The following is a 23388-nucleotide window of genomic DNA, read 5'->3' as shown; positions in this document are numbered from 1 at the left end:
GCATCTCATAAACCCACCAATTCAATCGGATTGGGTAATAAGAATGAGAGCACATCAAATGAATGACTCCAGACACGCCATCAGCCCCGCCCGCATTGCCGTCGTACAGTTCGACCCCCAAGTCGGTATCACCCGACGCAAGCACAACCTGCAGCGCACTCTCGAGCTTGCAACCCAGGCGGCGAGCGCCGGAGCCAATCTCATCGTGCTGCCGGAACTGGCCAACACCGGCTACATGTTCCGCGACCGCGAGGAAGCTTTCGCCCACGCCGAGGAGATTCCGGCCGGAGACAGCGTACAGGCCTGGATCGACCTGGCCTGCAAGCACCAGGTCTATCTGGTCGCGGGTCTTGCCGAGCGTGATGGCATACAACTGTTCGACTCGGCGGTACTGATCGGCCCGCAAGGATTCATCGGCAAATACCGCAAGGCGCACCTATGGAACGCCGAGAAGCTCTGGTTCACTCCCGGTGATCTTGGCTTCCCGGTGTTCGATACCCCTATCGGGCGCATCGGCCTGCTGATCTGCTGGGACATCTGGTTCCCCGAAGTCCCGCGGCTACTTGGCCAACAGGGCGCAGACATCATCTGCAGCCTGAACAACTGGGTCTGGACCCCACCCCCACTGTTCGACCAAAGCGGCCGTTGCATGGCGTCCTACCTGACCATCACCGCCGCACATGTCAACAACGTCTTCATCGCCGCTGCGAACCGCATCGGCAGTGACCGTGGCGAGCGCTTTCTAGGTTGCTCGTTGATTGCCGGCACCAACGGTTGGCCGATTGGAGAAGTGGCAAGCGCCGAGGAGGAGGTCATCCTGTATGCCGACATCGATCTCTCCCAGGCTCGCAGCGCACCGATCTGGAACAGCCTGAACGACCTGCCACGTGACCGTCGCGCCGATCTCTATGACAGCATGCTCGGCTATACCCGTCATCCTGCCCTACCACGATGACAAGGAGGCGGTCATGAACAAGCGGTCCTTTGAGAACCAACGTGACTACCTGCCTGCCTACCTGCTCACGCTCTACCTGGTGATTCCCTGCCTGCTGATTGCCTGGATGATGCTGTCGGGCAGCCTGCCGCCATGGCCGGACTACCAGCACATGATGGACAGCCTGCCAGCGCCGGGCGCCTGGCTGCGCTGGTGGGTCGGCGATATCAGCGAAGTGGCTTTCTACAAACACGAATTGGCTTCACTGGGGCTGCTGGCCGGCGCCGCCCTCGGCCACTGGGCCTACCGCCAGGGCAAGTCCTGGCAGGGCTTCGCCATCGCGTATGGCAGCGGACTGTGGCCCTGGCTGATCAGCAGTTCGCTGCTCGGCCTGCTGCTGAGCAACCTGCTGTGGGGCTGGACCGTTCCACGCTTCGGCTGGCAACCAACGTTCGCCGCTTTCGTCTCAGTGCCAGCGGCGACGGTGCTGCTGTTCGGTGCAGGCTGGAGAATCGCCGTTACCGGTGCGGTGATGGGCGCGCTGCTGGTCACACCACTGTGCCTGTTACTGGTCAATTTCCTGTGCACGCCACTGGAACTGCCCGCGGTCATTGGCAACGTGTCAGGCATGGCACTGGGTAGCGTGCTGGCCTTTCTCATCTGCCGGAGTTGGCCGATGCTGGTACGGCCTCTGCCGCCAGCCCGCGAAACATCGGCATCCCCCCAGCCAGCCCAAACGCACAAGTATGGCTTGGGCTGGGGCATGCGCCGGGTGCTGGCGGACTTCTCCGAAGCACCGTTCTTCGGCAACGAATGGGCAAGTCTCGGCCTGCTGCTCGGCGTGCTGCTGGCCTATGTGCTGAACCCGCTCGCGCCGGCCTATGGCTCGGGCCTGCTGCTGTCGATACTTGCAGCTCAGGCACTGTCCTCGGTCATTGGCGTCACGCTCTGGCGCCAACAATGGATCGAACTCGGCTGGTATCCCACCTACATACCGATCGTATCGGTGGCTCCCGCTGCGGTCCTCAGCCACGGCGGCAGTCCCCTGGTGGTACTCGCCAGTGCGATGTTTGGTGCCCTGCTTGCACCGCCCCTGGCCGTGGCACTGTCAAGGCGTCTGCCCACTTACCTGCACCCGTACATCGGCAACGTGTTGTCGATGGCCATCAGCACCCTGCTGATCGTCCCGCTGGTGGGGGTAATGCTGCGCCTGACTTGATCCTCGCAGGCTCGCCAACGGAATTGCCCCATTGCGACCACTCCCCTGAACCGGCACTCCCCTTGGGTTGCCGGCCAGGTTCTTTCAGTCCTCAACCAGCGAGTACACCATGTCCCTTCCCTTGCTTTCCATCGCTGCCCTCGGCGGCACTGTCAGCATGCAGGCAGCCCGCCCGAACGGCGGAGTCATGCCCAGCCTGGACGGCCAGACTCTGCTGTCTCAGGTCCCGCAACTCAACGCAAGCGCCCGGGTCATCGTCGAAACCTTGTGCCTGCAAGCCAGCGCCTCGCTGGATTTCGAACGGCTGCTCGATGTCCTGGCCTGGGCTCGGGAACAGGTTGCCCAAGGGGCCAGCGGGGTACTGATCACCCAGGGGACTGATACCCTGGAGGAATCCGCATTCTTCCTCGACCTGCTCTGGCCGTTCGATACGCCACTGGTGTTGACCGGAGCCATGCGCCCGTCCTCGCAACTCGGCGCCGACGGCCCGGCCAACCTGCTGCAGGCCGGTCTGGTGGCGCTGGCTGCCGAGAGTCGAAAGCGGGGCGTCCAGGTGGTACTCAACGGCCAGGTTCACGCCGCTGCCCGGGTACGCAAGATCGACGCACTGGCACTGGAGGCGTTCAGCTCGCCGCTGTTCGGTCCGGCCGGGCTGATAATCGAGAACAACGTCCGCTACCTGCACCCACCGGCAGAGCGCAGGACCCTGCCACTGCCGCAGCGTCTCGACCAGCGAGTCGCCATGCTCGAGGCGACCCTGTCAGCCGACACCCTGCTGCTGGAGCAGCTCCCGGGGTTGGGTTACGAGGGGCTGGTCATCGCCGGCTTCGGCGCCGGTCATGTCAGCGAGCACTGGGCCAACATTGCCGCTGGCCTGGCGCGACATATCCCGGTGGTGGTGGCAACACGCACAGGTGCGGGCCCGACGGCGACCAAATCGTATGGCTTCATCGGCAGCGAGATGGATCTGCTCAAGCGCGGAGTGCAGATGGCTGGCGCCCTCTGCCCGCGCAAGACGCGAATACTGCTGTGGCTACTGCTCGGCTGCCAATGCATGGAGGAGTTGCCCGACTGGCTCGGGCATTTCGACCTGTAGTCGAGGGGGCGTCGAGCGACGCCCCGGACGCTGTCCTAGGGCTTGTGCGCCCGCGACAGGAATTCGTGGGACTGCATTTCCAGCAGACGGCTGAGGGTCCGCTGGAATTCGAAGGTCAGGCGACCACCGGTGTAGAGATCCTTGAGCTCGACTTCCGCCGAGATGATCAGCTTGACGTTGCGGTCGTAGAACTCGTCGACCATGTTGATGAAGCGACGGGCGATGTCGTCGGTGGTGACGCTCATCTGCTCGACGCCGCTGAGCAGCACGGCGTGGAAGATCTTGCCCAGCTCGATGTAGTCGTTCTGGCTGCGCGGGCCGTCGCACAGTTCGCGGAAGTCGAACCAGGCCACGTCATCACAGGTGCGCAAGGCGCGGATCTCGCGGTTCTCGATGATCAGCACATCGTTTTCCACCGCCTGGGTGCATTCCGGCGTCAGCGCGCGGAAGCTCTGGCGCAGGCTTTCGTGGGCGGCTTCATCGAGCGGGAAGTGATACAGCTCGGCCTGTTCGAGGTGACGCAGGCGATAGTCGACGCCGCTGTCGACGTTGACGATCTCGGTGTTCTGCTTGATCAGGGCGATCGCCGGGAGGAAACGCGCGCGCTGCAGACCGTCCTTGTACAGGCCGTCCGGGACGATGTTCGAGGTGGCGACCAGGGTCACGCCGTTCTTGAACAGTTCTTCCATCAGGGTACCGAGGATCATCGCGTCGGTGATGTCGGAGACGAAGAATTCATCGAAGCAGATCACCCGGGTCTCGGCGGCGAAGCGCTTGGCGATGATCGTCAACGGGTTCTTCTCGCCGCCCAGGGTCTTCATTTCCTCGTGCACGCGCTTCATGAAGCGGTGGAAGTGCGTACGGGTCTTTTCCTTGAAGGGCAGCGCTTCGAAGAAGGTATCCACCAGGTAGGTCTTGCCGCGACCCACGCCACCCCAGAAATACAGGCCCTTGACCGGCGCCTGGTCTTTCTTGCCGAACAGCTTGCCGAGCAGGCCCGGTTTGTTCTGCGAGGCCGCGACCAGGTCGTCGTACAGGCGCTGCAAATGGCGCACAGCCGTTTCCTGGGCCGCGTCATGAAAGAACTCGGGACGTTTCAGATCAGCTTGATATCGTTCTAGGGGCGTCATAATTTCGTTAGCGAGGTAACAAAAACGGGCCGTCACTTTAGCGATGGCCCGTAGGAATGGCAATCGGCCCTTGGTCGGGTCGAACGTTGGGTCAGTCCTGAACCGGCGTCAGAGCCACGCGCAGAGCCTCGATGGCCGCGTCACGGGCCGCTTCGTCGGCGAATTCGGGGCTGTCGGCGACACAGGCGCCTTCCAACCACACGCCGAAGCTGCGAGCCTCGCTGCGGATATCCAGGGGCTGGCCCGACTGCAGTTGCCTGGTCACCGCACCCGCCGTCTTGCCGTCGGCAAAATTGCGCGACAACAGCAATTGCTCGCCATCGGCCGCCAGCAGGCGGAAACGGAAGCTGTCGTCCTCGCGGAAGCTGACGAAACGCGCGGCCTTGGCGGCCTTCTTCTTGCTCGTCTCGGCCACCTGCACCGGGTTGACGAACGAACGCAGGCCGACCGCTTCGCGCAGTTGCGCGAGGAAGGGCGTGGCCACCTTGCGGGCTTTCTGCGCACCGGCCTGGAGAATGTCTTCCAGGTCCGCCGGACGGGAAATCAGCTCGTGATAACGCTCGCGCTTCTCGCCCAGTTCGGCATCGAGCAACTGGAACAGCCGACTCTTCGCTTCGCCCCAGCCCAGGCCATCCAGCAGCTCGGCGCGGAAAGCGGCAGCCTGGTCGAGCGTGGCGAACGCCTGGTACAGGGTGAACAGGTGCGAGTTGTCCGGATCCTTGGCTTCGCCCGGCGCGCGGGAGTCGGTGACGATCCGCGAAATGGCGTCCTTCATGTCCTTGGCGCTGGTGAACAACGGAATGGTGTTGTCGTAACTCTTGGACATTTTCCGGCCATCCAGGCCCGGCAGGGTCGCCACGCTTTCCTCGATCAGTGCCTCGGGCATGACGAAGAACTCCTTGCCCTGGCCGAACAGGTGGTTGAAGCGCTGACCGATGTCGCGGGCCATTTCCACGTGCTGGATCTGGTCGCGACCGACCGGCACCTTGTGCGCGTTGAACATCAGGATGTCCGCCGCCATCAGCACCGGGTAGCTGTACAGGCCCATGCTGATCCCGGCATCCGGGTCCTCGCCCGTCTCGACGTTCTTGTCCACCGAGGCCTTGTAGGCGTGGGCACGGTTGAGCAGGCCCTTGGCCGCGACGCAGGTCAGCAGCCAGGTCAGCTCGGGGATTTCCGGGATGTCCGACTGGCGATAGAAGGTCACGCGGTCCACATCCAGCCCACCGGCCAGCCAGGTCGCGGCGATTTCCAGGCGCGAACGCTGGATGCGCAGCGGGTCGTCGCACTTGATCAGCGCATGGTAGTCGGCCAGGAAATAGAAGGAGTCGGCATTGCTGTCGCGGCTGGCCAGGATCGCCGGGCGGATGGCGCCGGCGTAGTTGCCCAGATGCGGCGTGCCGGTGGTGGTGATGCCGGTGAGGATACGCGTACGAGTCGTCATGGGTAATCGCTTAGTCAGACTGCTATCAATTCGAGAGGCGCGGCAGGAGCAGATCCTTCAGATCGGTCAACTTGCCATGAAAAAAGTGTCCGCATTCTGCCACTTTCAGCAGCTCATGGGGACGATCCAGCGCAGCGGACCAGTCATAGACCACCTGTGGATCGATCACTTCGTCGGCTTCCGGCTGGATCAGGGTCAGCGGGCAGCCCACTGGCAGGCGGTCCCCGGCACGCAGACGCATCACCGCCGCGGCCACCATGAACAGGTGCCTGAGCGACTGGCCACGGGCTTCCAGACGACCGCCGAGGGTGGCCGCGACGAAACCGCCGAAGGAGAAACCGAACAGCGTCAGCGGCAGGTCCGGATGTTTCGCCAGCAACCACTGCGCGGCGGCCTCGGCATCATCGACTTCACCACTGCCCATATCGTGGCTGCCAGCACTGGCCCCGACACCGCGGTAGTTGAAACGCAGGGTGATCAGCCCGGCATCGCGGGCGGTGCGTTGCAGGGTCGAGACGACCTTGTTGAGCATGGTCCCCCCCTGCACCGGGTTGGGGTGGCAGATCAACGCCAGACCGCGGGGCTCGGGGTTGTCCAGGTACAAGGCTTCCAGTTGACCGACCGGGCCGTCGATGAAAAAAGCGGTTTCACGCATAAGCAAGGAATGAACTCCGTGACCTCTCTAGGGGTCGACTCGTCTAGCTAAAAGTCTGTGCCTGACAGCTTGCGACCAGAAGATCGCGGTATACAGCGCAGGTCCGAGCCGTTAACGTAAAGCAAAGCCGTTTATAGAGGAAGGACTCGTGGAACACTCGCTCTTAGTTTGGTTGTTGCCGACTCTTGCCCTGGTTGCCGGTGTCGCCATCGGTTTCCTGGTCGCCCGTCTGGTCCCGAGTGCCGCTCCCAGCAGCACGCAGCGTCAGCTGGACGATATCCAGGAACGTTTCGATACCTATCAGAACGAGGTGGTCACCCACTTCAACAGCACCGCTGCCCTGGTCAAGAAACTCACCCAGAGCTACCAGGAAGTGCAGGACCATCTCGCCGAGGGCGCCAACCGCCTGGCCCTTGACGAACTGACCCGCCAACGCCTGCTGGCCGCCCTGCATTCCGAAGCGCCCCAGGCGCCACGGGAACGCCTGACCCCGCCCCGGGAAAACCAGGAGCCGCCGCGTGACTACGCGCCCAAGGCGCCGAATGCGCCCGGCATGCTCGACGAGCATTACGGCCTGAAGAAATAAACCAACTTCAGCCCCACGAAAAAGCCCGCCCGATCAGTGATCAGGCGGGCTTTTTCATTTCACATCCGGCCTTCAGTCAGGCACTCAAGGATACTGCTGCACCGGCTGACCGTATTGCTGGCCCTGCGGATACTGCTGGTACTGACCCTGTTGCTGGTATTGGCCCTGCTGCTGGTACTGCCCTTGCGGCTGACCATACTGCTGGCCAGGAATGGCACGCAGGTTGACTTCCACCCGGCGGTTCTGCGCCCGGCCATTGACGTCGGCGTTGCTGGCAATCGGGTTGTCCGGGCCGGCACCACGGGCCGACAGGTTGGCACCGTTGACGCCCTGCGAGGTCAGGTAGTTGGCCACGCTCTGCGCGCGACGCTGGGACAGGTCCATGTTCAGCTGGCGGCTGCCGGTGCTGTCGGTGTAGCCGACGATCTCGATCTGGTTCTGGTTGAACTCCTTGAGCGAGTTGGCCAGGTTGTTCAGCGGCTGGTAGAAGCTGCTGGCGATGGCATCGGAGTTGGTGGCGAAGGTGATGTTGCCCGGCATGATCAGCTTGATCTGGTCACCCTGACGCTGCACCTGGACGCCGGTGTTGGCCATGCTTTCACGCAGTTTCTTTTCCTGCTGGTCGGCGTAGTAACCGTAGCCGGCGGCACCCGCGCCAGCGACCAGGGCACCGATCAGTGCGCCCTTGCCACGGTTGTTGTGGTCGATGGCGGCACCGGCGACGGCACCGGCCAGGGCGCCCAGGCCACCATACTTGACGGTTCTGCTCATGCCCGAGGAGCCACCCTGCTCCACCTGTCCCTGGTTGTCATACGGGTTTTGCGTTGCACAGCCGGACAGCATGGCAACGGTGGTTGCGACGAGAATCAAACGACGCGAGGTGAACATGGATCTAGCTCCTACTCATTGAAAGTGCAGAGGCCGTTGGCGATGGACCTGTGCTGGCGTTTGAACACGACCGACGGCAAAAATTCCATGAAACCTTTCAACCGCGCACAAAAGGGTTTTCACGCATCTCATCGCCCAGCCGGGTGTCGGGCCCGTGACCGGTGACCACCGTCGCCTCCTCGTCCAGCGTATACAGGCGCTGCCTGATCGAACGGACGATGGTGGCCTGATCGCCACCCCACAGGTCGGTCCGGCCGATGCCACGGCGAAACAGCGTGTCCCCGGCAATCAACAGTCTAGCCTCGGAAAACCAGAAGCTCATGGAGCCCGGCGTATGTCCCGGCGTATGCAGGGCCACGCCACAGCCACAGGCCAGTTCCTCGTCATCGGCCAGCCACCGGTCCGGCGACGGTACCGGCGTGTAGGGCACGCCGAACAGGTTGCACTGCATCTCCAGGTTGTCCCAGAGGAACTGGTCGTCCTTGTGCAGATGCAGGGAGGCCCCGGTTTTTTCCTTCAATTGGCCGGAAGCCAGGAAATGATCCAGGTGCGCATGGGTGTGGATAATGCTGACCACCTTCAGGCCCAGGGCATCGAGCCGGGCCAGGATCAACTCATGGTTGCCCCCCGGATCGACGACGATGGCTTTTTTCGTCAGCGGATCACCGATGATGGTGCAGTTGCACTGCAACGGGCCAACGGGGAAGGTTTCGCGGATCAGCGCGGGTTTTGCGGCGTCCATGGGCTGCTCCTGCAACAGGCTCGAAAGACCATAAAAAGGCCCCTGGCGATTGAGGTGCCGAACCAGGGACTCTGTTGCGAAAAGTATAAGGAGTCGCCTCCACCGGCTTCAAGAACGCGACCCGGCGGCCATGTCCCGGGCTGAGTCGCCCCGGTAGCCGTTGCCGAACGTCGCCTGCAACTCATCGACGCTGCGCGCCAGCAGTTGCCTGAGTTCCGGCAGCCATTGCGGGTCGTCGAGCACCCGGGCAATCGCGGCGGCATCACCATACATCAGTTCACGCTCCAGCGCCCCGGCACGCTGTGACAGGGCCTGGGCCCCCATGGTCCCGGAACTGCCCTTGATCGCATGCAGCACCGCGGCCAGCGCCGGCCCGTCACGGTCCTGCAGATGGTTGGGCAGCAGCGACAGTTGCTTCTCCAGTTCCGCCCCGAAACCGTAGAGGACCGTAGAGATCAGTTCGAGATTGCCGCCAAAGCGGGCCATGATCGACTGGCGCGCTTCCAGCACCGTGTCCGCCGCGCCACCGGCGGCTTCGGGCACTTTCGGTTGCGACGTTTCACGACCGGTCTGCAGACGCAGGGTCAGTACCAGTTCCTCCAGGTCGATGGGCTTGCTCACATGGTCGTTCATCCCTGCCGCCAGGCAGGCCTCACGATCGCTGCTGGAGGCATTGGCGGTCATCGCCAGGATTGGCAGCGAGGCGAAATCGGCCTGCCGGCGAATCCTCCGGGTCGCCTCCATGCCGTCGATATCCGGCATCTGGATGTCCATCAATACCGCATCGAAAGGAGTCGAAGCGCAAAACACCTGGCTGACACCTTCCAGGCCACCTTCGGCCAGGACCACTTGTGCACCCTCGCCCCTGAGCAGTTCGTCGGCGACCTGGCGATTGAGCGCATTGTCCTCCACCACCAGCAGGCGCATGCCGGCCAGACGCCGCTGGCGCACAGGCCCCGGCCGTACCTCGGGAACCGCTTCGCTGCTGCTGAAAGCCCGCTGCACAGCATCGGCCAACTGCAGGGGCGTCACGGGTTTGGTGAGGAAGCCGACGAAGGGGGCATCGCCTTCATGATGCACATCCGCCAACACCTCCCGGCCGTAGGCAGTGATCATGATCACCATCGGCGGTGGGGCGCTCTGTTCCTGCAGGCTGATCAATCGTGCAGCACTGAGCCCGTCCATGTCCGGCATGCGCCAATCCATCAGCACCACATCGTAGGGTTCGCCACGCATCTGGGCATTGCGCACGCTCTCCACCGCCCGCGTGCCGCCATCCACCGTGTCCGCCGTCCAGCCCAGGGAGCGCACGGTACGTAGCAGCAGCTCGCAGGCCATGGAGTTATCGTCGGCCACCAGCAGGCGCATCTGCGAATCCACACCGGGGCAGGACAACCGCAGCGGCTCGGTGCGGGCCACGTCCAGGGTGATGTCGAACCAGAACCGGCTGCCGCTGCCCTCCTCGCTTTCGACCAGCAACTCGCCGCCCATCAGGCCGACCAGGCGCTTGCAGATCACCAGGCCCAGCCCGGTACCGCCAAAGCGGCGGGTGGTCGAGGCCTCCGCCTGGGTGAAGCCCTCGAAAATCCGCTGCTGTTGTTCGGCGCTGATGCCAATGCCGGTATCGCAGACCTCGACCCGCAGTTCTACCTGGCCCTCCAGGCGCTGCAACTGGCGGAGGCTGACCACCACCTGGCCCTGCTGGGTGAACTTCAGGGCATTGCCCGCCAGGTTGATCAGCACCTGCTGCAGACGCATGCTGTCGCCGACCAGGCTGCCCGGCAGCTCGGAATCGAGGTCGAACATCACCTCGACATCCTTGCTGCCCTGGTTGCCCGCCAGCACCACGGCGAGGTCGCGCATCAACGCCTCGAGTTCGAAGGTGTGCAGGTCCAGGCGCAGCTTGCCGGCTTCGATCTTGGAGTAGTCGAGAATGTCGTTGAGCAACCCGAGCAAGGACTTGGCCGCAGTCTGGGCCTTGACCACATAGTCGCGCTGACGGGCATTGAGCTCGGTGTGCTGCACCAGTTGCAGCATCCCCAGCACCGCATTCATCGGCGTGCGGATTTCATGGCTCATGTTCGCCAGGAAGAACGACTTGGCCGCACTGGCGCTGTCGGCGCGGTCCCGGGCCTGGAGCAGGTGCGCCTCCAGCTCGCGCTGGGTGGTGATATCCCGATTGATACCGGTCACCCGGAGCGGCTGCCCCTGGGCATCGCGCTCGATCTGCGCACCGGCCTGGATGATACGGATCCGGCCATCCGGCGCGAGCACCCGGAACACCGGGTCGTAGACTCCCTCGCCGGCCACCGCCGCCGCCAGTTGCGCAGCGACCGCCTCGGCATCATCCGGATGCACGCGCTCGTACCAGTGCGCGTAGGTCAGGCCATTGTCCTTCAGGCTCAATGGCTGGCTGTAGAACTCGAACATCCGCTCGTTCCACTGCAGCGTGCCGTCGGCCAGGGTCCAGGTCCAGATACCCAGTTCCGCCACGTCGGCGGCCATCAGCAACTGGTCGCGAATCAGCCGCACCGATTGCAGGCTCAGGTCCAGCTGGTGTTCGGCCACCTTGCGTTCGGTGATATCGATCGCGATGCTCAGGTACCCGGTCAACGTGCCTTGCTCATCACGCAGCGAAGTCACCACCAGGTTCACCGGCACGTGCCTGCCATCCTTGTGCACATAAGTCCATTCGCGGATTTCCGAGTGCTCGAACTCCGGCTTGTGGGCAAACACCCGGAAGCCCTCGATGGCTTGCCCATATTCCCGGCTCAGCTCGGCACTGCGCTCGGCGATTTCCTGCTCCAGATGCAGGATCGTCGGCGTGACCTTGCCCACCAGTTGCGCGGCACGGTAACCGAGCATCTGTTCGGCGCCTTCGTTGAAGAGACTGATGACGCCCTCCAGGTCGGTGGCGATGATCGCTACCCTGGAAGCCGAACGCAGCACGCTGCTGAACAACAGGTTGATACGCCGCAATTCCGAGGTCCGCTCAGCCACCTGCTCTTCCAGATTGGCATTGAGTTCGCGAATTCGCGCCTCGGCGGCCTTGTGCGCGGTGATGTCCCGCAGAATCTTCGAGGAACCGATCACCGCACCGCTTTCATCGCAGATCGGCGAGACATTCGCCGAGACATTGATACTGCGCCCGTCCTTGCTGTGACGCACGGTGTCGAGGTTGACGATCGTCTCGCCGAGCGCGATGCGCCTGAGGATCTCGGCCTCTTCCGCCGCCAGCCCGGGTGGCACGATCAGCTTCAGCAACGGCTGGCCGACCGCTTCCTGGGCGGTGTAGCCGAGCAGTTTTCGCGCTCCCCGGTTCCAGTTGGTCACGACACCGTCCAGGGTCGTGCCGATGATCGCATCCGCCGAGCTTTCGACGATCAGGGCCAGCCGCCGCTGCTCGGACAGCACCTGCAGGCGCCGCCGGGAACTGACTCCGGCGATGGCCACCAGTGCCGCCACCAGCACGCTGGCCAGGGTTCCAAGCACAAACACCACCAGCGGCGAAACCTGGTGCAGGCGCTCGATGAACAACGGCAGTGCCTGCAGCTCGATCTGCCAGCGGCGCCCGTAGATGTCGCGTTCCAGGGTCCGGCTCGGCAATCCTGTCGTCGCCGCCTCCGCGCCCTGAGCCGTCTGGTAGAACGCCACCGCCGGCCCCGGCCCGGTGATATCGCGCAGACGCAGGTTGATCGCCTCGCTTTCCGGCACCAGGCCAGCCAGGACACTCTCGATCATCAGCGGGGCATAGCTCCAGCCGACGACTTCCGCCTCCCGCTCCGACTCGGTCTTGGGCACGATGCCGCTCCTGTAGATCGGCAGCAGGATCAGGAAGGACTGCTTCGGCTTGCCCACCGCCTGCACCAGCGTGATCGGCGAAGTGAGCCGCACCTCCCCGGTACGCGCGGCCATCCGCGCCGCTTCGGCACGATCAGGCTGCGAAGCGATATCCAGGCCGATGGCCACCGCCTGATCGCGGTTGGGCTCCAGGTACTGGATCACATACAGATCGCCCTCATGGGGAGCAAACTGGCGAATGCTGAAACTGGGCGAGCTGTCGTCACGCGCCCGTTGCAGAAACTGCTCCAGGTCCTGGGCCGGTACCCGCCGGATGAAGCCGAAGCCGCGGGCCCCGGGGAACTCGACCGGCACGTCACGGGTGAGGCTGTAACGGTGAAACGTCTCGCGCGTCAGGTTCTCTTCGCCACTGGCGACGATGGCGCCCCGCGCCCCGCGCAACCCGTACTGATACTTCTGCAGCCGGCCAACTACCGCCTCCACCGCGCTGTCGGCCGCGTTGGCCAGTGCTTCGCGGGCGCGCTGCTCGTTGGTGTTCTGCAGGATCTGACAACCCACGAAAGTCGCAACCAGGCCGATGACCAGAAGCGTGATGGCGCGCCCGTTCAGGGCGTACAGATGAAATCGGTTCAACTCGGGCTCCCTCGGGCAGTGGGCTTGTGCCGGTGACGGCGTGCCGCTCAACGGCTCATGTCGCCTGTGACCAGGAGGCCAGCAGGGTACGTATCTGGGCAAACGGAACCGGCCGGCAGTACAGGTACCCCTGCATCACCCGACATCCCAGTTCCAGCAGCAACTCGGCCTGCTGCCAGGTCTCCACGCCCTCGGCCACCAGCTCGAGCCCCAGTGCCTGGCCCAGCTTGATGATCGCCTCGACGATGGCCAGGTCGCTCTTGTCGGTGAGCATGTCGCGCACGAAGCTCTGGTCGATCTTCAGCACATCGATGGGAAAACGCTTGAGGTAGGCCAGGCTCGAGTAGCCGGTGCCGAAATCGTCGATGGCCACGTGCACACCCAGCGCCTTGAGCGCCATCAGGGTTTCGCGGGCGTTGTCGGTGTCACGGGCCAGCACCCCTTCGGTGATTTCCAGCTCCAGCCACTGCGGGGCGAGCCCGGAATCGAGCAGGATGTCCTTGACCATCCCCAGGAACGACGACTCGCGGAACTGCACGGCACTGATGTTGACGCTGACGCAAACCGGAAAACCCTGCTCGTGCAGTTTGCGCGTCTCCTTGCACGCCTGGAGCATCACGTATTTGCCGATGGGGATGATCAGCCCGGTTTCCTCGGCCAGCGGGATGAAGTCCGAGGGCGAAACCAGATTGCCGCCACCATCGCGCCAGCGGATCAGTGCCTCCATGCCGACCACCCGATGCTCGCGGACATCGACCTTGGCCTGGTAGAAAACCTCGAACACCCCATCGTCGATGGCGGCGCGCATATGCCGTTCCAGCAGATGCCGGGCGCGCATACCGCTTTCGATGGCCGGCGAGAAGAACTGGTAGCGATTGCGTCCGGCCTGCTTGGCCTGGTACATCGCGGAGTCGGCATGGCGGTAGAGCGACTCCAGGTCTTCGCTGTCCTCCGGAAACACGCCGATGCCGATACTGGCGCTGAGGTCGTAGCGATTGCCTTGCAGCGAGAAGGGGTTGGAAATGGTGGTCAGCACCTGCTCGGCAAAATCGCCGACCGCCTCGAAACTGTCGACCTCCGACAGCAGGATGATGAACTCGTCCCCACCCTGCCGGCTGAGGGTGTCCATGCTGCCGAGGATCAGCGACAACCGCGTGGCCACGTACTTGAGCATCTGATCACCGACCGAATGCCCCATGGAGTCGTTGATGGCCTTGAAGTTGTCCAGGTCCAGCAACAGCATCGCCAGCCGACCGTGATTGCGCCGGGCCATTTTCAGCGCCTGTTCCGCCCGGTCCTGCAGCAGCATGCGGTTGGGCAGGCCGGTGAGGGCGTCATGATTGGCCAGGCGCTTGGCCTCGTTGCGCAGGGTCAGGTGGGCGTTGATATGGGCCCTGGCCACCGGCAGGTTGAGGGGTTTCTGGATGAAATCGATCCCCCCGTAGCCCAACGCCTGCAGCTCGTAGTCGGCCTGGGCATGGGAGGTGACGAAAATCACCGCGGCGTCGGACAGCTTGGGGTCGGCCTTGAGTGCCCGACAGACTTCGAAGCCGCTCATGTCGGGCATTTCTATGTCCAGCAGAACCACATCCGGACGAAACTGGCGAGCCACGCGCAAGGCTTCCTCACCACTGCTGGCGACATACACCTGTGCCAGGTCCCGCACCGACTCACTGAGAATAAGCGCATCGGTTGTCTGGTCATCGACTATCAGCACAACCGGAGCGGGATTGAAGGAGGTTTCACGCATTCCTTGCTCCCAGACATTCCTTGGTAACTCATGATCGAAGGGCGCCGGAGGTTTCCCGCCCTCTGGGCCACCACAGGACGTGCGGCGCGGCAGGCGTCGCAAAGGAAATCACACGTCTATTGGTTATAGCGCAGACAAGGCGTATAGCCACCCCCTGGACGGGGATTACGCCGCAAACTACTGCAGCAGCCCCAGGTCCTGGGCCCGCGCCACGGCCTGAGTGCGCCGCTCTACGCCCAACTTGCTGTTGATGTGGCTGGCGTGGGTTTTCACGGTGTGCAGCGAGATGAACAACTGGTCGCTGATTTCCTGGTTCGAGCAGCCCTGGGCGATCAATTGCAGAACCGCCAGCTCGCGGGCGCTCAATTGTTCGCTCGGATGGCTGGGCTCACGTACCACGTGGGCCGGCAACAGCCCCAGCAGACTCTGGCGCAGGGGCGTGTCCGGCCCCGCCAGCAACTGCTCGCGCATCCACTCCGGATGGCTGCCGCTCAGGGCCTGGAACGGCAGCAGGGCTCCGCCGGTTCCGGCCTCCATGGCCCGGGCGAACAGCGAACGGGCCTGGGCGTCCCGCGACTCGGCGAGCGCCAGCACCACCAGTTGATTCCAGGCCAGGATGCTGAGCAGTTGCCCCCCGCTGGCCTGCCCCTGGGCCACCAGCCTGCCCAGGCGCTGCCGGGCCGCCTCGGGTCGGCCCTGGCGCACATCGAGTTGCGCCTGCTGCAACTCGATGTGCGCTGGCAGTTGGGGATGAAACTCCGGCGCGGCGGCCGGCTGCTCGCCGGTGTAGGTCTGCCCCAGGCGACCGAGCCAGGCTTCGGCCAGGTCGACACGCCCTTGGGCCAGCCACAGCTCGCATTTGACCAGGGTGATCATCGCCAGGTAGTAGATCGGCGGCACATCCCAGACATGCATCAGTCGCTCGGCTTCGGCCAGTTCGGCAAAGGCCCTGGCAAAGTCGCCGCCCTGGCCTTCCTGGCAGGCGATCACGCAATAGCCGATCAGCACGCTGACATCACGACAGGCCCGTGCTTCGTGCAGTCCGGCCAGCAGGCGCTGGCGCGATGCCTGCGGTTGCAGGCGCAGGTTCAGCAGGTAGCCCTCGTATATCGTCAGCCGCGCCCGTGCCGCATAGACCCGTTGCGCGGGCAGGCCCTGCAGGCGCTGCAAGCCTTGCCGCACCTCCTCCAGTGCCCGCAGCACTTCGCCGCGCGCCTGCAGCACCCGCGCCCGGTCATAGTGGGCCAGCGCCTCGAACAGCGGGTTGCCGACCCGCTGGGCCAGTTCCAGGGACTCCCGGTTCAGGCTCCGGGCGCGCCACAGGTCGCCCTCGGCAATCGCCAGGTTGGACAGCGTCGACAGGCACAGCAGGCGCTGCCCATAACGCTTGTGGGGCAGGCTGAGCAAGGCCTCGCCGCAATAGGCCAGGGTCCGCTCACGATCACCGCGACCGCGGGCGATGATGCCACTCAGGGCCAGCCACTGGGCCAGCATGGACTGCTGCGCGGTGGCCGACGGTGCTGGCAGGAAGTTGCTCAGGTTGCTGGCCAGTTCCTGCGCCGCATCCAGTTGACAGGCCAGCCCCAATGCCCAGGCGTACAACACGATCAAGCGTGGCGAACTGGTCAGCAGGCTGTCGGGCAGGTCCATTTTCCAGCGCAGCAGCATGCCGACGTTCTGCTCGGCCAGCAGTTGCTCCTCGGAAAGGTTCTGCACCAGGTTGGCCGCCACATCCAGGTGACCGGCGCGCAAGGCCTGCTCCACCGCTTCATCCAGCAACCCCTGGGAGCTGAACCAGCGGCAGGCGCGCAGATGCAGGCTGGCGGGTGGGACCAGGCCGTTGGCCGCGGGGCGGCTGCGCAGCAGGTCGGAAAACAGATGGTGGTAGCGGAACCAGTGGCCATGCTCGTCCAGCGGCACGAGAAAGACCTGGTGCGATTGCAGGTAATCGAGAATCTGCCCGCTGTCATGGGACTCGCGGATCGCATCGCACAGCTCGCGGCAAAAACGCTCCTGGGAAGCGGTGTCGTAGAGAAAGGCCTGGACGTGCGCCGGCAGGAAATCGATCACCTCCTCCAGCAGGTAGTCGCGAATCAGGCCCTCGCCGCCATGCAGGACCTGGGGCAGTTGCTCATCGTTGGCCTGTGCCGCCAGCAACCAGAAGCGCAGACCGGCGACCCAGCCCTCGCTGCGCTCGATCAGGGTCTGCAGGGCTTCGCCGCTCAAGGCGTTGCGGTGCCGGTCGAACAACGCCATGGACTCGCCGAGCGTCAGCCGCAGGTCCTGTTCGCTCAGTTCCAGCAATTGGCGCGACAGGCGCAGACGCGCCAGATGCCATTCCGGTCGCTGGCGACTGGTGACCAGCACCAGCAGCCCCGGCGGCAGGTGGTTGAGAAAGAATTGCAGGCAACGGTCGAGCACCGGTCCCTGGGCCAGGTGATAGTCATCGAGCACCAGCAGCAGGGGCGTATTGTTCGAAAGCTGTACCGCCAACTCATCGAGCAGCCCGTCCAGCCACTCCTCGAAGGCGAACGGCTGATGACGCTGGCGCATTTTCAACAGGCCCAGCGCTCGGCCACCCAGGTCGGGAAAATACTGTTGCAGGCCATCGAGCAGACGCTCCAGGAAACGTCCCGGATCGCTGTCGCGCGGACTGAGCCCCAGCCACAGGCTTTGCCAGTGGCCGGGCAGGCTCTGGCAGAACTCCACCGCCAGCGAACTCTTGCCAAAACCGGCCGGGGCACTGATCAACAGCAGACGGCCATTGAGCCCCTCGCCCAGACGTTCGCACAGACGAGGTCGCAGCACATGCCCTTCTGGCAACGGCGGTCGGTAGAAGCGTCCTTCCAGTGCAGGTATGGCCGGGACCACGGGGTCTGGCATACGGAACAGATCAGTCATGGCCGGCTCTTGTCAAAGGCGGTTATCGGCAAGGCACATCAGCGCAGACTAGCGGGAATGGTCAGCGCAATGAAGGTTTTTTAGCGTAAATGTGTCGAAATGCCTGCATATTGAAATATCTAGCCACAGTTTTGCCGGGCAAAAAAACGCCCCGAACCTGTCGGGGCGTTCTGACAGAGGATGCGCCTCTGTCCTACGAAAAACCTCAGCGAACGCCGTCCTGGCGCAATGCTGCGGGGGTGAAGTCACTGGTGCTGGCGGTGAAGCCGAAGTCATACGCCTGCTTCTCTTCGTTCTTCATGCCCAGCGCCAGGTAACGGCCGGACTGCAGGTCGTAGAGGGTTTCCAGGGCGTACCACGGCACCTGCTTGTCGTAGTAGTTCTCGGCATGGGCCTCGGCCACGCGCCACAGTTGGCCACGACCGTCGTAGTGGTCGATCACCGCCGCCTGCCAGGTGTCCTCGTCGATGTAGAAGTCACGCTTGGCATAGATGTGGCGCTGGCCTTCCTTCAGGGTCGCGACCACATGCCAGACCCGGCGCAGCTCGTAGCGAGCCAGGTCCTGGTTGATATGACCGGCCTTGATGATGTCGGTGTACTTGAGTTTCGGATCGTCGAGCTTGTAGCTGTCGGAGGCGATGTACATCTCCTTCTTGCCTTCGAGCTTCCAGTCGTAGCGGTCCGGTGCGCCGTTGTACATGTCGAGGTTGTCGGAAGTGCGCAGGCCGTCGGCCGCGGTACCCGGGCCGTCATAGGACACCTGCGGGGCACGCCGCACGCGACGCTGGCCGGCGTTGTAGACCCACGCCGAACGCGGCTCCTTGACCTGGTCGAGGGTTTCGTGAACCAGCAGCACGCCACCGGCCAGACGCGCCGGCGCGGTCACCTTCTGCTTGAAGTAGAACAGGATGTTGCCCGGGTTGGCCGGATCGTAGTCCTTCATCTTGTCGCGGAAAACGAACTGGTCCTGGAAGTACACCAGGCTGAACGAACCGTTGGCCTGGGGCGTGGCCTGGGTCACCAGGCGGGTCACGCTGCCGCCGCGATAGCGGGTGATGTGGTTCCAGATCACTTCCACGCCGCTTTTCGGGATCGGGAACGGGATCGCCGTCTTGAAGTTCTCCAGGCCGTTGCCGCCGCTGACCAGGTTGGTCTTGGTGGCGTTCTCCCTGATCGCGGCAAACACGTCATCCGGTACCGTGGCACCGCGGTGGGACGGATACACCGGCATCTTGAAGGTGTCCGGGTAGCGCTTGATCATCGCGTACTGGCCGGGCGCCAACTGGTTCTTGTACTGCTCGACGTTCTGCGCGGTGATGGTGAACAGCGGTTTCTCGCTGGCATACGGGTCGGAGAGGAAACCCTTGCTGTCGACGCTGCCGATGTTCTTCGGCATCGGTTTCCAGGCCGGGATGGTGCCGGCCGCGTTACCGGCCATTTCCGCACCCATCGGGGTCAGGCTGGTGCCGAGCTTGGCGGCTTCGTCGGCCGACACCGCCGCCATCACGCTGCTCGCCAGCATGGACAGCCCGAGTACGCCGACCTGCAACAGATTCTTGGTCATTTTCATGTTCTTGTTCTTCCTGAAATTCAGCCCGCTTAGAAGTTCACACCGACGCTCAGCGCCACGAAGTCACGGTCATCCACCGTGCTGTAGTCGCCGCCGAAGAAGTTGGTGTAGGCCAGGCTCGCGGTGTAGGTGTTCTGGTACTCGGCATCGAGGCCCAGGCTGACCGCCTTGCGACCTTCCTCGAAGTTGCCGCCAGGACCTGGCGAGTAGCCTTTCACGTCGTGGGACCAGGCCACGTTCGGCTTGAGGTTGACCCCGGCGAAAACGTCCGGGTATTCCCAGATCGCCCGGGCGCGGTAGCCCCAGGAGGTGGCGGTGGTGAAGCCGTCGTTGTCGCAGTTGGAGGTACGGTTGCTGCCATCCGCGCCAGCGCCAGCACCCGCAATCGTCGAAGTATTGAGGGCTGCGCAGAAACCATTCGGCAGTCGGCCAGGGCCGAATACCGGATCGCGACCGTAACGAGCCTTGGACTTGCTCTCAAGCCCGCCTACATGGGTCACACCCACCTCTCCTACCAGGGTCAAGCGACTCGCGCCCATGACCTGGTCAAGAAAATGTGTGAACGTGGTCTGGAATTGAGTGATTTCCTTGCGGTTGTAGCCGTGCAGGTCCTGACCGATCACCCCCTTCAGCGGGGAGGCATTGCCAAAACCGGTGAGCGGGGTAACGCCGGCATACAGGATGTCCGTGGTATTCAATTGAACTGGAGCGTTTGGACGATAGCTCAGTTCGCCGCTCCAGGCGGTGCCTGTAGGCAGCGTGGTGGAGAAGCTCAGGCCATATAGACGAATGTCCTCCGGATACTCGACGAAATAACTGGAGTTACCCGCAATATAGACCGGGGCAAGTGAACCGAATGCGGGTGCGGTGAGAAACGCCGCACGGTTTGCCGCCGTAGCGCTGAAGATCGGCGCACGGCTGTGGTAATTCATGAAGTACGCGCCGAACTCCGTATCCAGCGGCTCATAGTTATAGTGGAACGCGACACCGAATTGACCGCCGTCGCGTGCATCGCGGTCACCGGCACGACGAACCAGCGTGCCCTCTTCGTTGATGTCCAGGCCCCTGGCAGTCAAACCCGCGAGGGCAGCTGGACTGGCCGCACCGATGGTCGAGCGCTTGGCCAGCAGGCGCAGGTTGTCTTTGCAACCATCGGAAATCACATCGGGCTGCGAGAAGAACGTCCCACAGTTATCCGTCACCGTCTGGTCCCATTCCAACTGATAGAACGCCTCGGCTGACAGGTTGTCGGTGAGCGTCTGGGACACATAGAACATGTTGACCGGAATCAGGCCTTCCTTGATCTCGGCCCCCGGACGACGGAACGCCGACACGTCGATCGGGTTGATGGAGTTGATACCGCCACCAATGAAGGTGCTCTCACCCCAGCTCACCACCTGCTTGCCGAAACGCACGGAGCCCGGCAGGTCGGCAATGGAATAGTTGTGGTAGACGAAGGCATCGAGAATCTGCCCGCCGGACGACTTGGCGCCTTCCTTGCGGTTGTCGTTGCTGACGTTCTTGAATCTCAGGTCCTCGTCTTCCAGCTTGAAGTCGTACCAGTACTTGCCGCGCACGAACACACCGGTATCGCCGTACTTGAGTTCCAGGTCATGGATACCCTTGAAGATCTTCGAGAAGGTATCCCCGGCCTTGAAGTTCAGGTGTCCGTCATCGGAGGTCTGCGACAGGCCCTTGCCGCCGTTGTTGACGCCAATCAGGTTCTTGTTGGGGTTCTGGGTCGACCAACTGGCCCCCAGCGACAGCGACGAGTCGAAACTGCCCTCGATTTCACCGATGTTGAAACTGACACCGAATGCGGGGCCAGCGAGCGTAGAGGCGAGGCTGACGGCCAGGGGCAACTTCGCCCGGCGCCAGAACTGGTTTACTGAGATCATCGACACTACTCCATGTACTTTATTGTTATGGCAGTGAGCACTTTCAAGAACGCCCCGTCACATGGAAATCCCGCTTTCCTGTCTCGTTCGAGGTGGCACGTTCATAGCGCGTGCCTGCTCCGTTATTGAAAATCCCTGGGCGGACTATAGCCAGCAGGTAGCACTGCTTGATCCCTCTAAAGTGTGATTTGCAGTCGCAACCACTCTGGCACAGCCTTTTGACCCGCCTCGCCACAATCGGCTCGGCAAGCATGGCCGAAAAAAATCATTTGGCAAGGCAAGCGCTTGCTTGGTCGGGGATTGCCACGCCCGGACGGGCGTGGCGAGAAGGAATTACAAGGTGGAAAGGAAGGCGCTGTTACTCTCCTGCCATTCGACGATATCGAGGCGGATACGCTTCTTGTCGAGCTTGCCGACGCTGGTCTTGGGAATTTCAGTAACAACGGCGATCTGGCTTGGGATCGCCCACTTGCTCAGGTGGCCCAGCTCGACGAACGGCTTGAGATGTTCCTTGAGTTCCCGCGCATCGAGCTGATGGCCCTCGCGCAGTACCAGCAAGGCAAACGGACGCTCGCCCCATTGCGGATCGGCGATACCCACCACCGCCACTTCGCGGACGCCCGGATGGCGGCTGACCAGATCTTCCAGGGCCAGGGACGACACCCATTCACCGCCGGTCTTGATCACATCCTTGATCCGGTCGCGGATGTCGATCACGCCCATGCTGTCCAGGGTCGCGACATCGCCGGTGTGCTGCCAGCCCCCGGCCCAGAGCTGGGCGCCCTTCTCCGGCTCGTTGAAGTAGCCTTCGCTCAGCCACGGTGCACGCAATACCAGCTCACCCTGGCTTTCGCCATCGGCGGGGAGGAAGTTGCCGTCATCGTCGATGATCGCCGCCTCGACCAGCGGCCCCGGCACACCGGCCTTGATCCGGTAGGTGGTGCGCTCGTCCTCGCTGCCGGCCATCAATTCCTCGTTGAGGTGGGCGCAGGACACCAGCGGCCCGGTCTCCGACATGCCGTAGGCGGCCGTCAACTGGATGCCGCGGCTCTTGGCCGTCTCGTACAGCGTGCGATTCAATGCGCTGCCGCCGATGACCATCTTCCAGCCCTTGAAATCGACGCCCTGCGCGGCTTTGGCGTTGAGCACCATCTGCAGAATGGTCGGCACGCAGTGGGAAAAGGTGACCTTCTCCCGGCGCCACAACTCCACCAGGTACTCCGGATCGTAGCGCCCGGGATAGACCTGCTTGAGCCCGAGCATGGTCGCCACATAGGGCAGGCCCCAGGCGTGCACATGGAACATCGGGGTGATCGGCATGTATACGTCGTTGGTGCCCAGCAGCCGCACGCTGTCGACACTGCCCATGACCGTCGCAACGCCCATGGTGTGCAGTACCAGTTGCCGATGGCTGAAGTACACCCCCTTGGGGTTGCCGGTGGTGCCGGTGGTGTAGAAGGTGGTGGCGACGGAGTTCTCGTCGAAGTCCTGGAAATCGTAGACCGGACTGGCCGCCGCCAGCAGTTGCTCGTACTCGCCGACCAGGTTCGGCAGATCGGCCGTGGTCGCGTCGGTATCGGTGAGCAGCAGGGTCTTCTCCACGGTAGTCAGTTGCCCGGCGATCGCCTGGTACAACCCGACGAACTCGCTGTTGACCAGCACGAAGCGGTCATCGGCGTGGTTCATGGTGTAGAGGATCTGCTCCGGCGACAGACGCACGTTGATCGTGTGGATCACTGCACCCAGCATCGGAATGGCGAACATGCACTCCAGGTAGCGATGGCTGTCCCAGTCCATCACCGCCACGGTGTCGCCGGCCTTGACCCCGGCCTGTGTCAGCACGTTGGCCAGGCGGGCGACCCGTTCGGCCAGGGTCGGATAGCTGTAGCGCACCTTGTCGCGGTAGACGATTTCGCGGGTCTTTTCATAGCGGCTGCCGGACATCAGCAGCCGCTTGATCAGCAGCGGGTATCGATAAGCCCCTTCGGCGGGCGGAATTACGCGTGTCTGCAACATGGAGTTCCCTTTCTCTGACTGCACGGTCGTGGCTAAAGATAGGCACTCTAGAGGCGCCGCGCACTCTCTAAATCAGCCAAAGGGATGATTTGCAGACGGACGCGAATAATGGCTAGGGGACATTA

15 protein-coding genes are annotated in these 23388 nt (G+C 63.2%); 4 read left to right on the top strand and 11 right to left on the bottom strand.

Annotated elements, in window-relative coordinates; genetic code table 11:
• Nucleotides 1-58 precede the first annotated feature (58 nt).
• The 3 genes from ACMGT0_RS05980 to ACMGT0_RS05970 all read left to right on the top strand — a co-directional run bounded on the left by ACMGT0_RS05980 (nucleotide 59) and on the right by ACMGT0_RS05970 (nucleotide 3249).
• On the top strand, nucleotides 59-955 hold the full coding sequence (locus ACMGT0_RS05980; protein WP_054064174.1) for a nitrilase family protein: 897 nt from the start codon (nucleotides 59-61) through the stop codon (nucleotides 953-955).
• A gap of 13 nt (nucleotides 956-968) precedes the next feature.
• On the top strand, nucleotides 969-2153 hold the full coding sequence (locus ACMGT0_RS05975; RefSeq protein ID WP_054064173.1) for a hypothetical protein: 1185 nt from the start codon (nucleotides 969-971) through the stop codon (nucleotides 2151-2153).
• 109 nt (nucleotides 2154-2262) lie between these two features.
• Nucleotides 2263-3249, top strand: coding sequence for an asparaginase (locus ACMGT0_RS05970; protein WP_054059885.1), 987 nt, complete (start codon nucleotides 2263-2265; stop codon nucleotides 3247-3249).
• Nucleotides 3250-3284: 35 nt separating this feature from the next.
• On the opposite strand, the gene zapE is transcribed toward ACMGT0_RS05970, so the two are convergent.
• The 3 genes from zapE to ACMGT0_RS05955 form a co-directional block, all read right to left on the bottom strand.
• Nucleotides 3285-4379: a cell division protein ZapE gene (zapE, locus tag ACMGT0_RS05965; RefSeq protein WP_026145296.1), complete on the bottom strand. Its 1095-nt coding sequence runs from the start codon at nucleotides 4377-4379 to the stop codon at nucleotides 3285-3287.
• A 91-nt stretch (nucleotides 4380-4470) separates the two neighbouring features.
• On the bottom strand, nucleotides 4471-5823 hold the full coding sequence (locus ACMGT0_RS05960; protein ID WP_054059886.1) for a tryptophan--tRNA ligase: 1353 nt from the start codon (nucleotides 5821-5823) through the stop codon (nucleotides 4471-4473).
• A 25-nt stretch (nucleotides 5824-5848) separates the two neighbouring features.
• A complete protein-coding gene (locus ACMGT0_RS05955; protein ID WP_416771841.1) occupies nucleotides 5849-6478 on the bottom strand; it encodes an alpha/beta hydrolase in 630 nt (209 codons plus the stop codon).
• A gap of 148 nt (nucleotides 6479-6626) precedes the next feature.
• Here ACMGT0_RS05955 and ACMGT0_RS05950 point away from each other — a divergent pair, with 148 nt between their 5' ends.
• Nucleotides 6627-7064 (top strand): YhcB family protein, encoded by a 438-nt coding sequence (locus ACMGT0_RS05950; RefSeq protein ID WP_054059888.1) that lies wholly within the window; start codon nucleotides 6627-6629, stop codon nucleotides 7062-7064.
• Nucleotides 7065-7148: 84 nt separating this feature from the next.
• Here ACMGT0_RS05950 and ACMGT0_RS05945 read toward each other — a convergent pair whose 3' ends face one another.
• The 8 genes from ACMGT0_RS05945 to ACMGT0_RS05910 form a co-directional block, all read right to left on the bottom strand.
• On the bottom strand, nucleotides 7149-7952 hold the full coding sequence (locus tag ACMGT0_RS05945; protein WP_054059889.1) for an OmpA family protein: 804 nt from the start codon (nucleotides 7950-7952) through the stop codon (nucleotides 7149-7151).
• A gap of 97 nt (nucleotides 7953-8049) precedes the next feature.
• A complete protein-coding gene (locus ACMGT0_RS05940) occupies nucleotides 8050-8694 on the bottom strand; it encodes an MBL fold metallo-hydrolase (protein WP_054064170.1) in 645 nt (214 codons plus the stop codon).
• Nucleotides 8695-8802: 108 nt separating this feature from the next.
• Nucleotides 8803-13128, bottom strand: a complete 4326-nt coding sequence (locus ACMGT0_RS05935) for a PAS domain S-box protein (RefSeq protein WP_416771838.1) — start codon at nucleotides 13126-13128, stop codon at nucleotides 8803-8805.
• Between the two features lie 55 nt (nucleotides 13129-13183).
• Nucleotides 13184-14878: a putative bifunctional diguanylate cyclase/phosphodiesterase gene (locus ACMGT0_RS05930; RefSeq protein ID WP_054059892.1), complete on the bottom strand. Its 1695-nt coding sequence runs from the start codon at nucleotides 14876-14878 to the stop codon at nucleotides 13184-13186.
• Between the two features lie 177 nt (nucleotides 14879-15055).
• Entirely contained in the window at nucleotides 15056-17779 is a 2724-nt protein-coding gene (locus ACMGT0_RS05925) for a LuxR C-terminal-related transcriptional regulator (RefSeq protein ID WP_416771837.1), read from the bottom strand.
• Nucleotides 17780-17984: 205 nt separating this feature from the next.
• The gene (locus ACMGT0_RS05920; RefSeq protein WP_054061455.1) at nucleotides 17985-19349 is read right to left on the bottom strand and encodes a DUF1329 domain-containing protein; all 1365 of its coding nucleotides are present in this window, start codon (nucleotides 19347-19349) and stop codon (nucleotides 17985-17987) included.
• A gap of 29 nt (nucleotides 19350-19378) precedes the next feature.
• Nucleotides 19379-21247 carry a DUF1302 domain-containing protein gene (locus ACMGT0_RS05915; protein WP_416771835.1) on the bottom strand — a complete coding sequence of 623 codons (1869 nt, stop codon included), beginning with the start codon at nucleotides 21245-21247 and terminating at the stop codon, nucleotides 19379-19381.
• Nucleotides 21248-21580: 333 nt separating this feature from the next.
• Complete coding sequence (locus ACMGT0_RS05910) at nucleotides 21581-23263, bottom strand: fatty acid--CoA ligase (RefSeq protein WP_416771834.1); 1683 nt, start codon at nucleotides 23261-23263, stop codon at nucleotides 21581-21583.
• Nucleotides 23264-23388: the final 125 nt, after the last annotated feature.

It is taken from the genome of Pseudomonas sp. RHF3.3-3 (assembly GCF_048069595.1).
In the GTDB taxonomy this organism is placed as follows: domain Bacteria; phylum Pseudomonadota; class Gammaproteobacteria; order Pseudomonadales; family Pseudomonadaceae; genus Aquipseudomonas; species Aquipseudomonas fuscovaginae_B.
The sequence above is the reverse complement of the archived record's forward strand: the minus strand, read 5'-3'. Positions and strand labels throughout refer to the sequence as shown.

Coding starts and splice junctions, on each gene's coding strand:
- ACMGT0_RS05980 (WP_054064174.1), top strand. CDS start 59: ATGAATGACTCCAGACACGCCATCAGCCCCGCCCGCATTGCCGTCGTA.
- ACMGT0_RS05975 (WP_054064173.1), top strand. CDS start 969: ATGAACAAGCGGTCCTTTGAGAACCAACGTGACTACCTGCCTGCCTAC.
- ACMGT0_RS05970 (WP_054059885.1), top strand. CDS start 2,263: ATGTCCCTTCCCTTGCTTTCCATCGCTGCCCTCGGCGGCACTGTCAGC.
- zapE (WP_026145296.1), bottom strand. CDS start 4,379: ATGACGCCCCTAGAACGATATCAAGCTGATCTGAAACGTCCCGAGTTC.
- ACMGT0_RS05960 (WP_054059886.1), bottom strand. CDS start 5,823: ATGACGACTCGTACGCGTATCCTCACCGGCATCACCACCACCGGCACG.
- ACMGT0_RS05955 (WP_416771841.1), bottom strand. CDS start 6,478: ATGCGTGAAACCGCTTTTTTCATCGACGGCCCGGTCGGTCAACTGGAA.
- ACMGT0_RS05945 (WP_054059889.1), bottom strand. CDS start 7,952: ATGTTCACCTCGCGTCGTTTGATTCTCGTCGCAACCACCGTTGCCATG.
- ACMGT0_RS05940 (WP_054064170.1), bottom strand. CDS start 8,694: ATGGACGCCGCAAAACCCGCGCTGATCCGCGAAACCTTCCCCGTTGGC.
- ACMGT0_RS05930 (WP_054059892.1), bottom strand. CDS start 14,878: ATGCGTGAAACCTCCTTCAATCCCGCTCCGGTTGTGCTGATAGTCGAT.
- ACMGT0_RS05925 (WP_416771837.1), bottom strand. CDS start 17,779: ATGACTGATCTGTTCCGTATGCCAGACCCCGTGGTCCCGGCCATACCT.
- ACMGT0_RS05920 (WP_054061455.1), bottom strand. CDS start 19,349: ATGAAAATGACCAAGAATCTGTTGCAGGTCGGCGTACTCGGGCTGTCC.
- ACMGT0_RS05915 (WP_416771835.1), bottom strand. CDS start 21,247: ATGATCTCAGTAAACCAGTTCTGGCGCCGGGCGAAGTTGCCCCTGGCC.
- ACMGT0_RS05910 (WP_416771834.1), bottom strand. CDS start 23,263: ATGTTGCAGACACGCGTAATTCCGCCCGCCGAAGGGGCTTATCGATAC.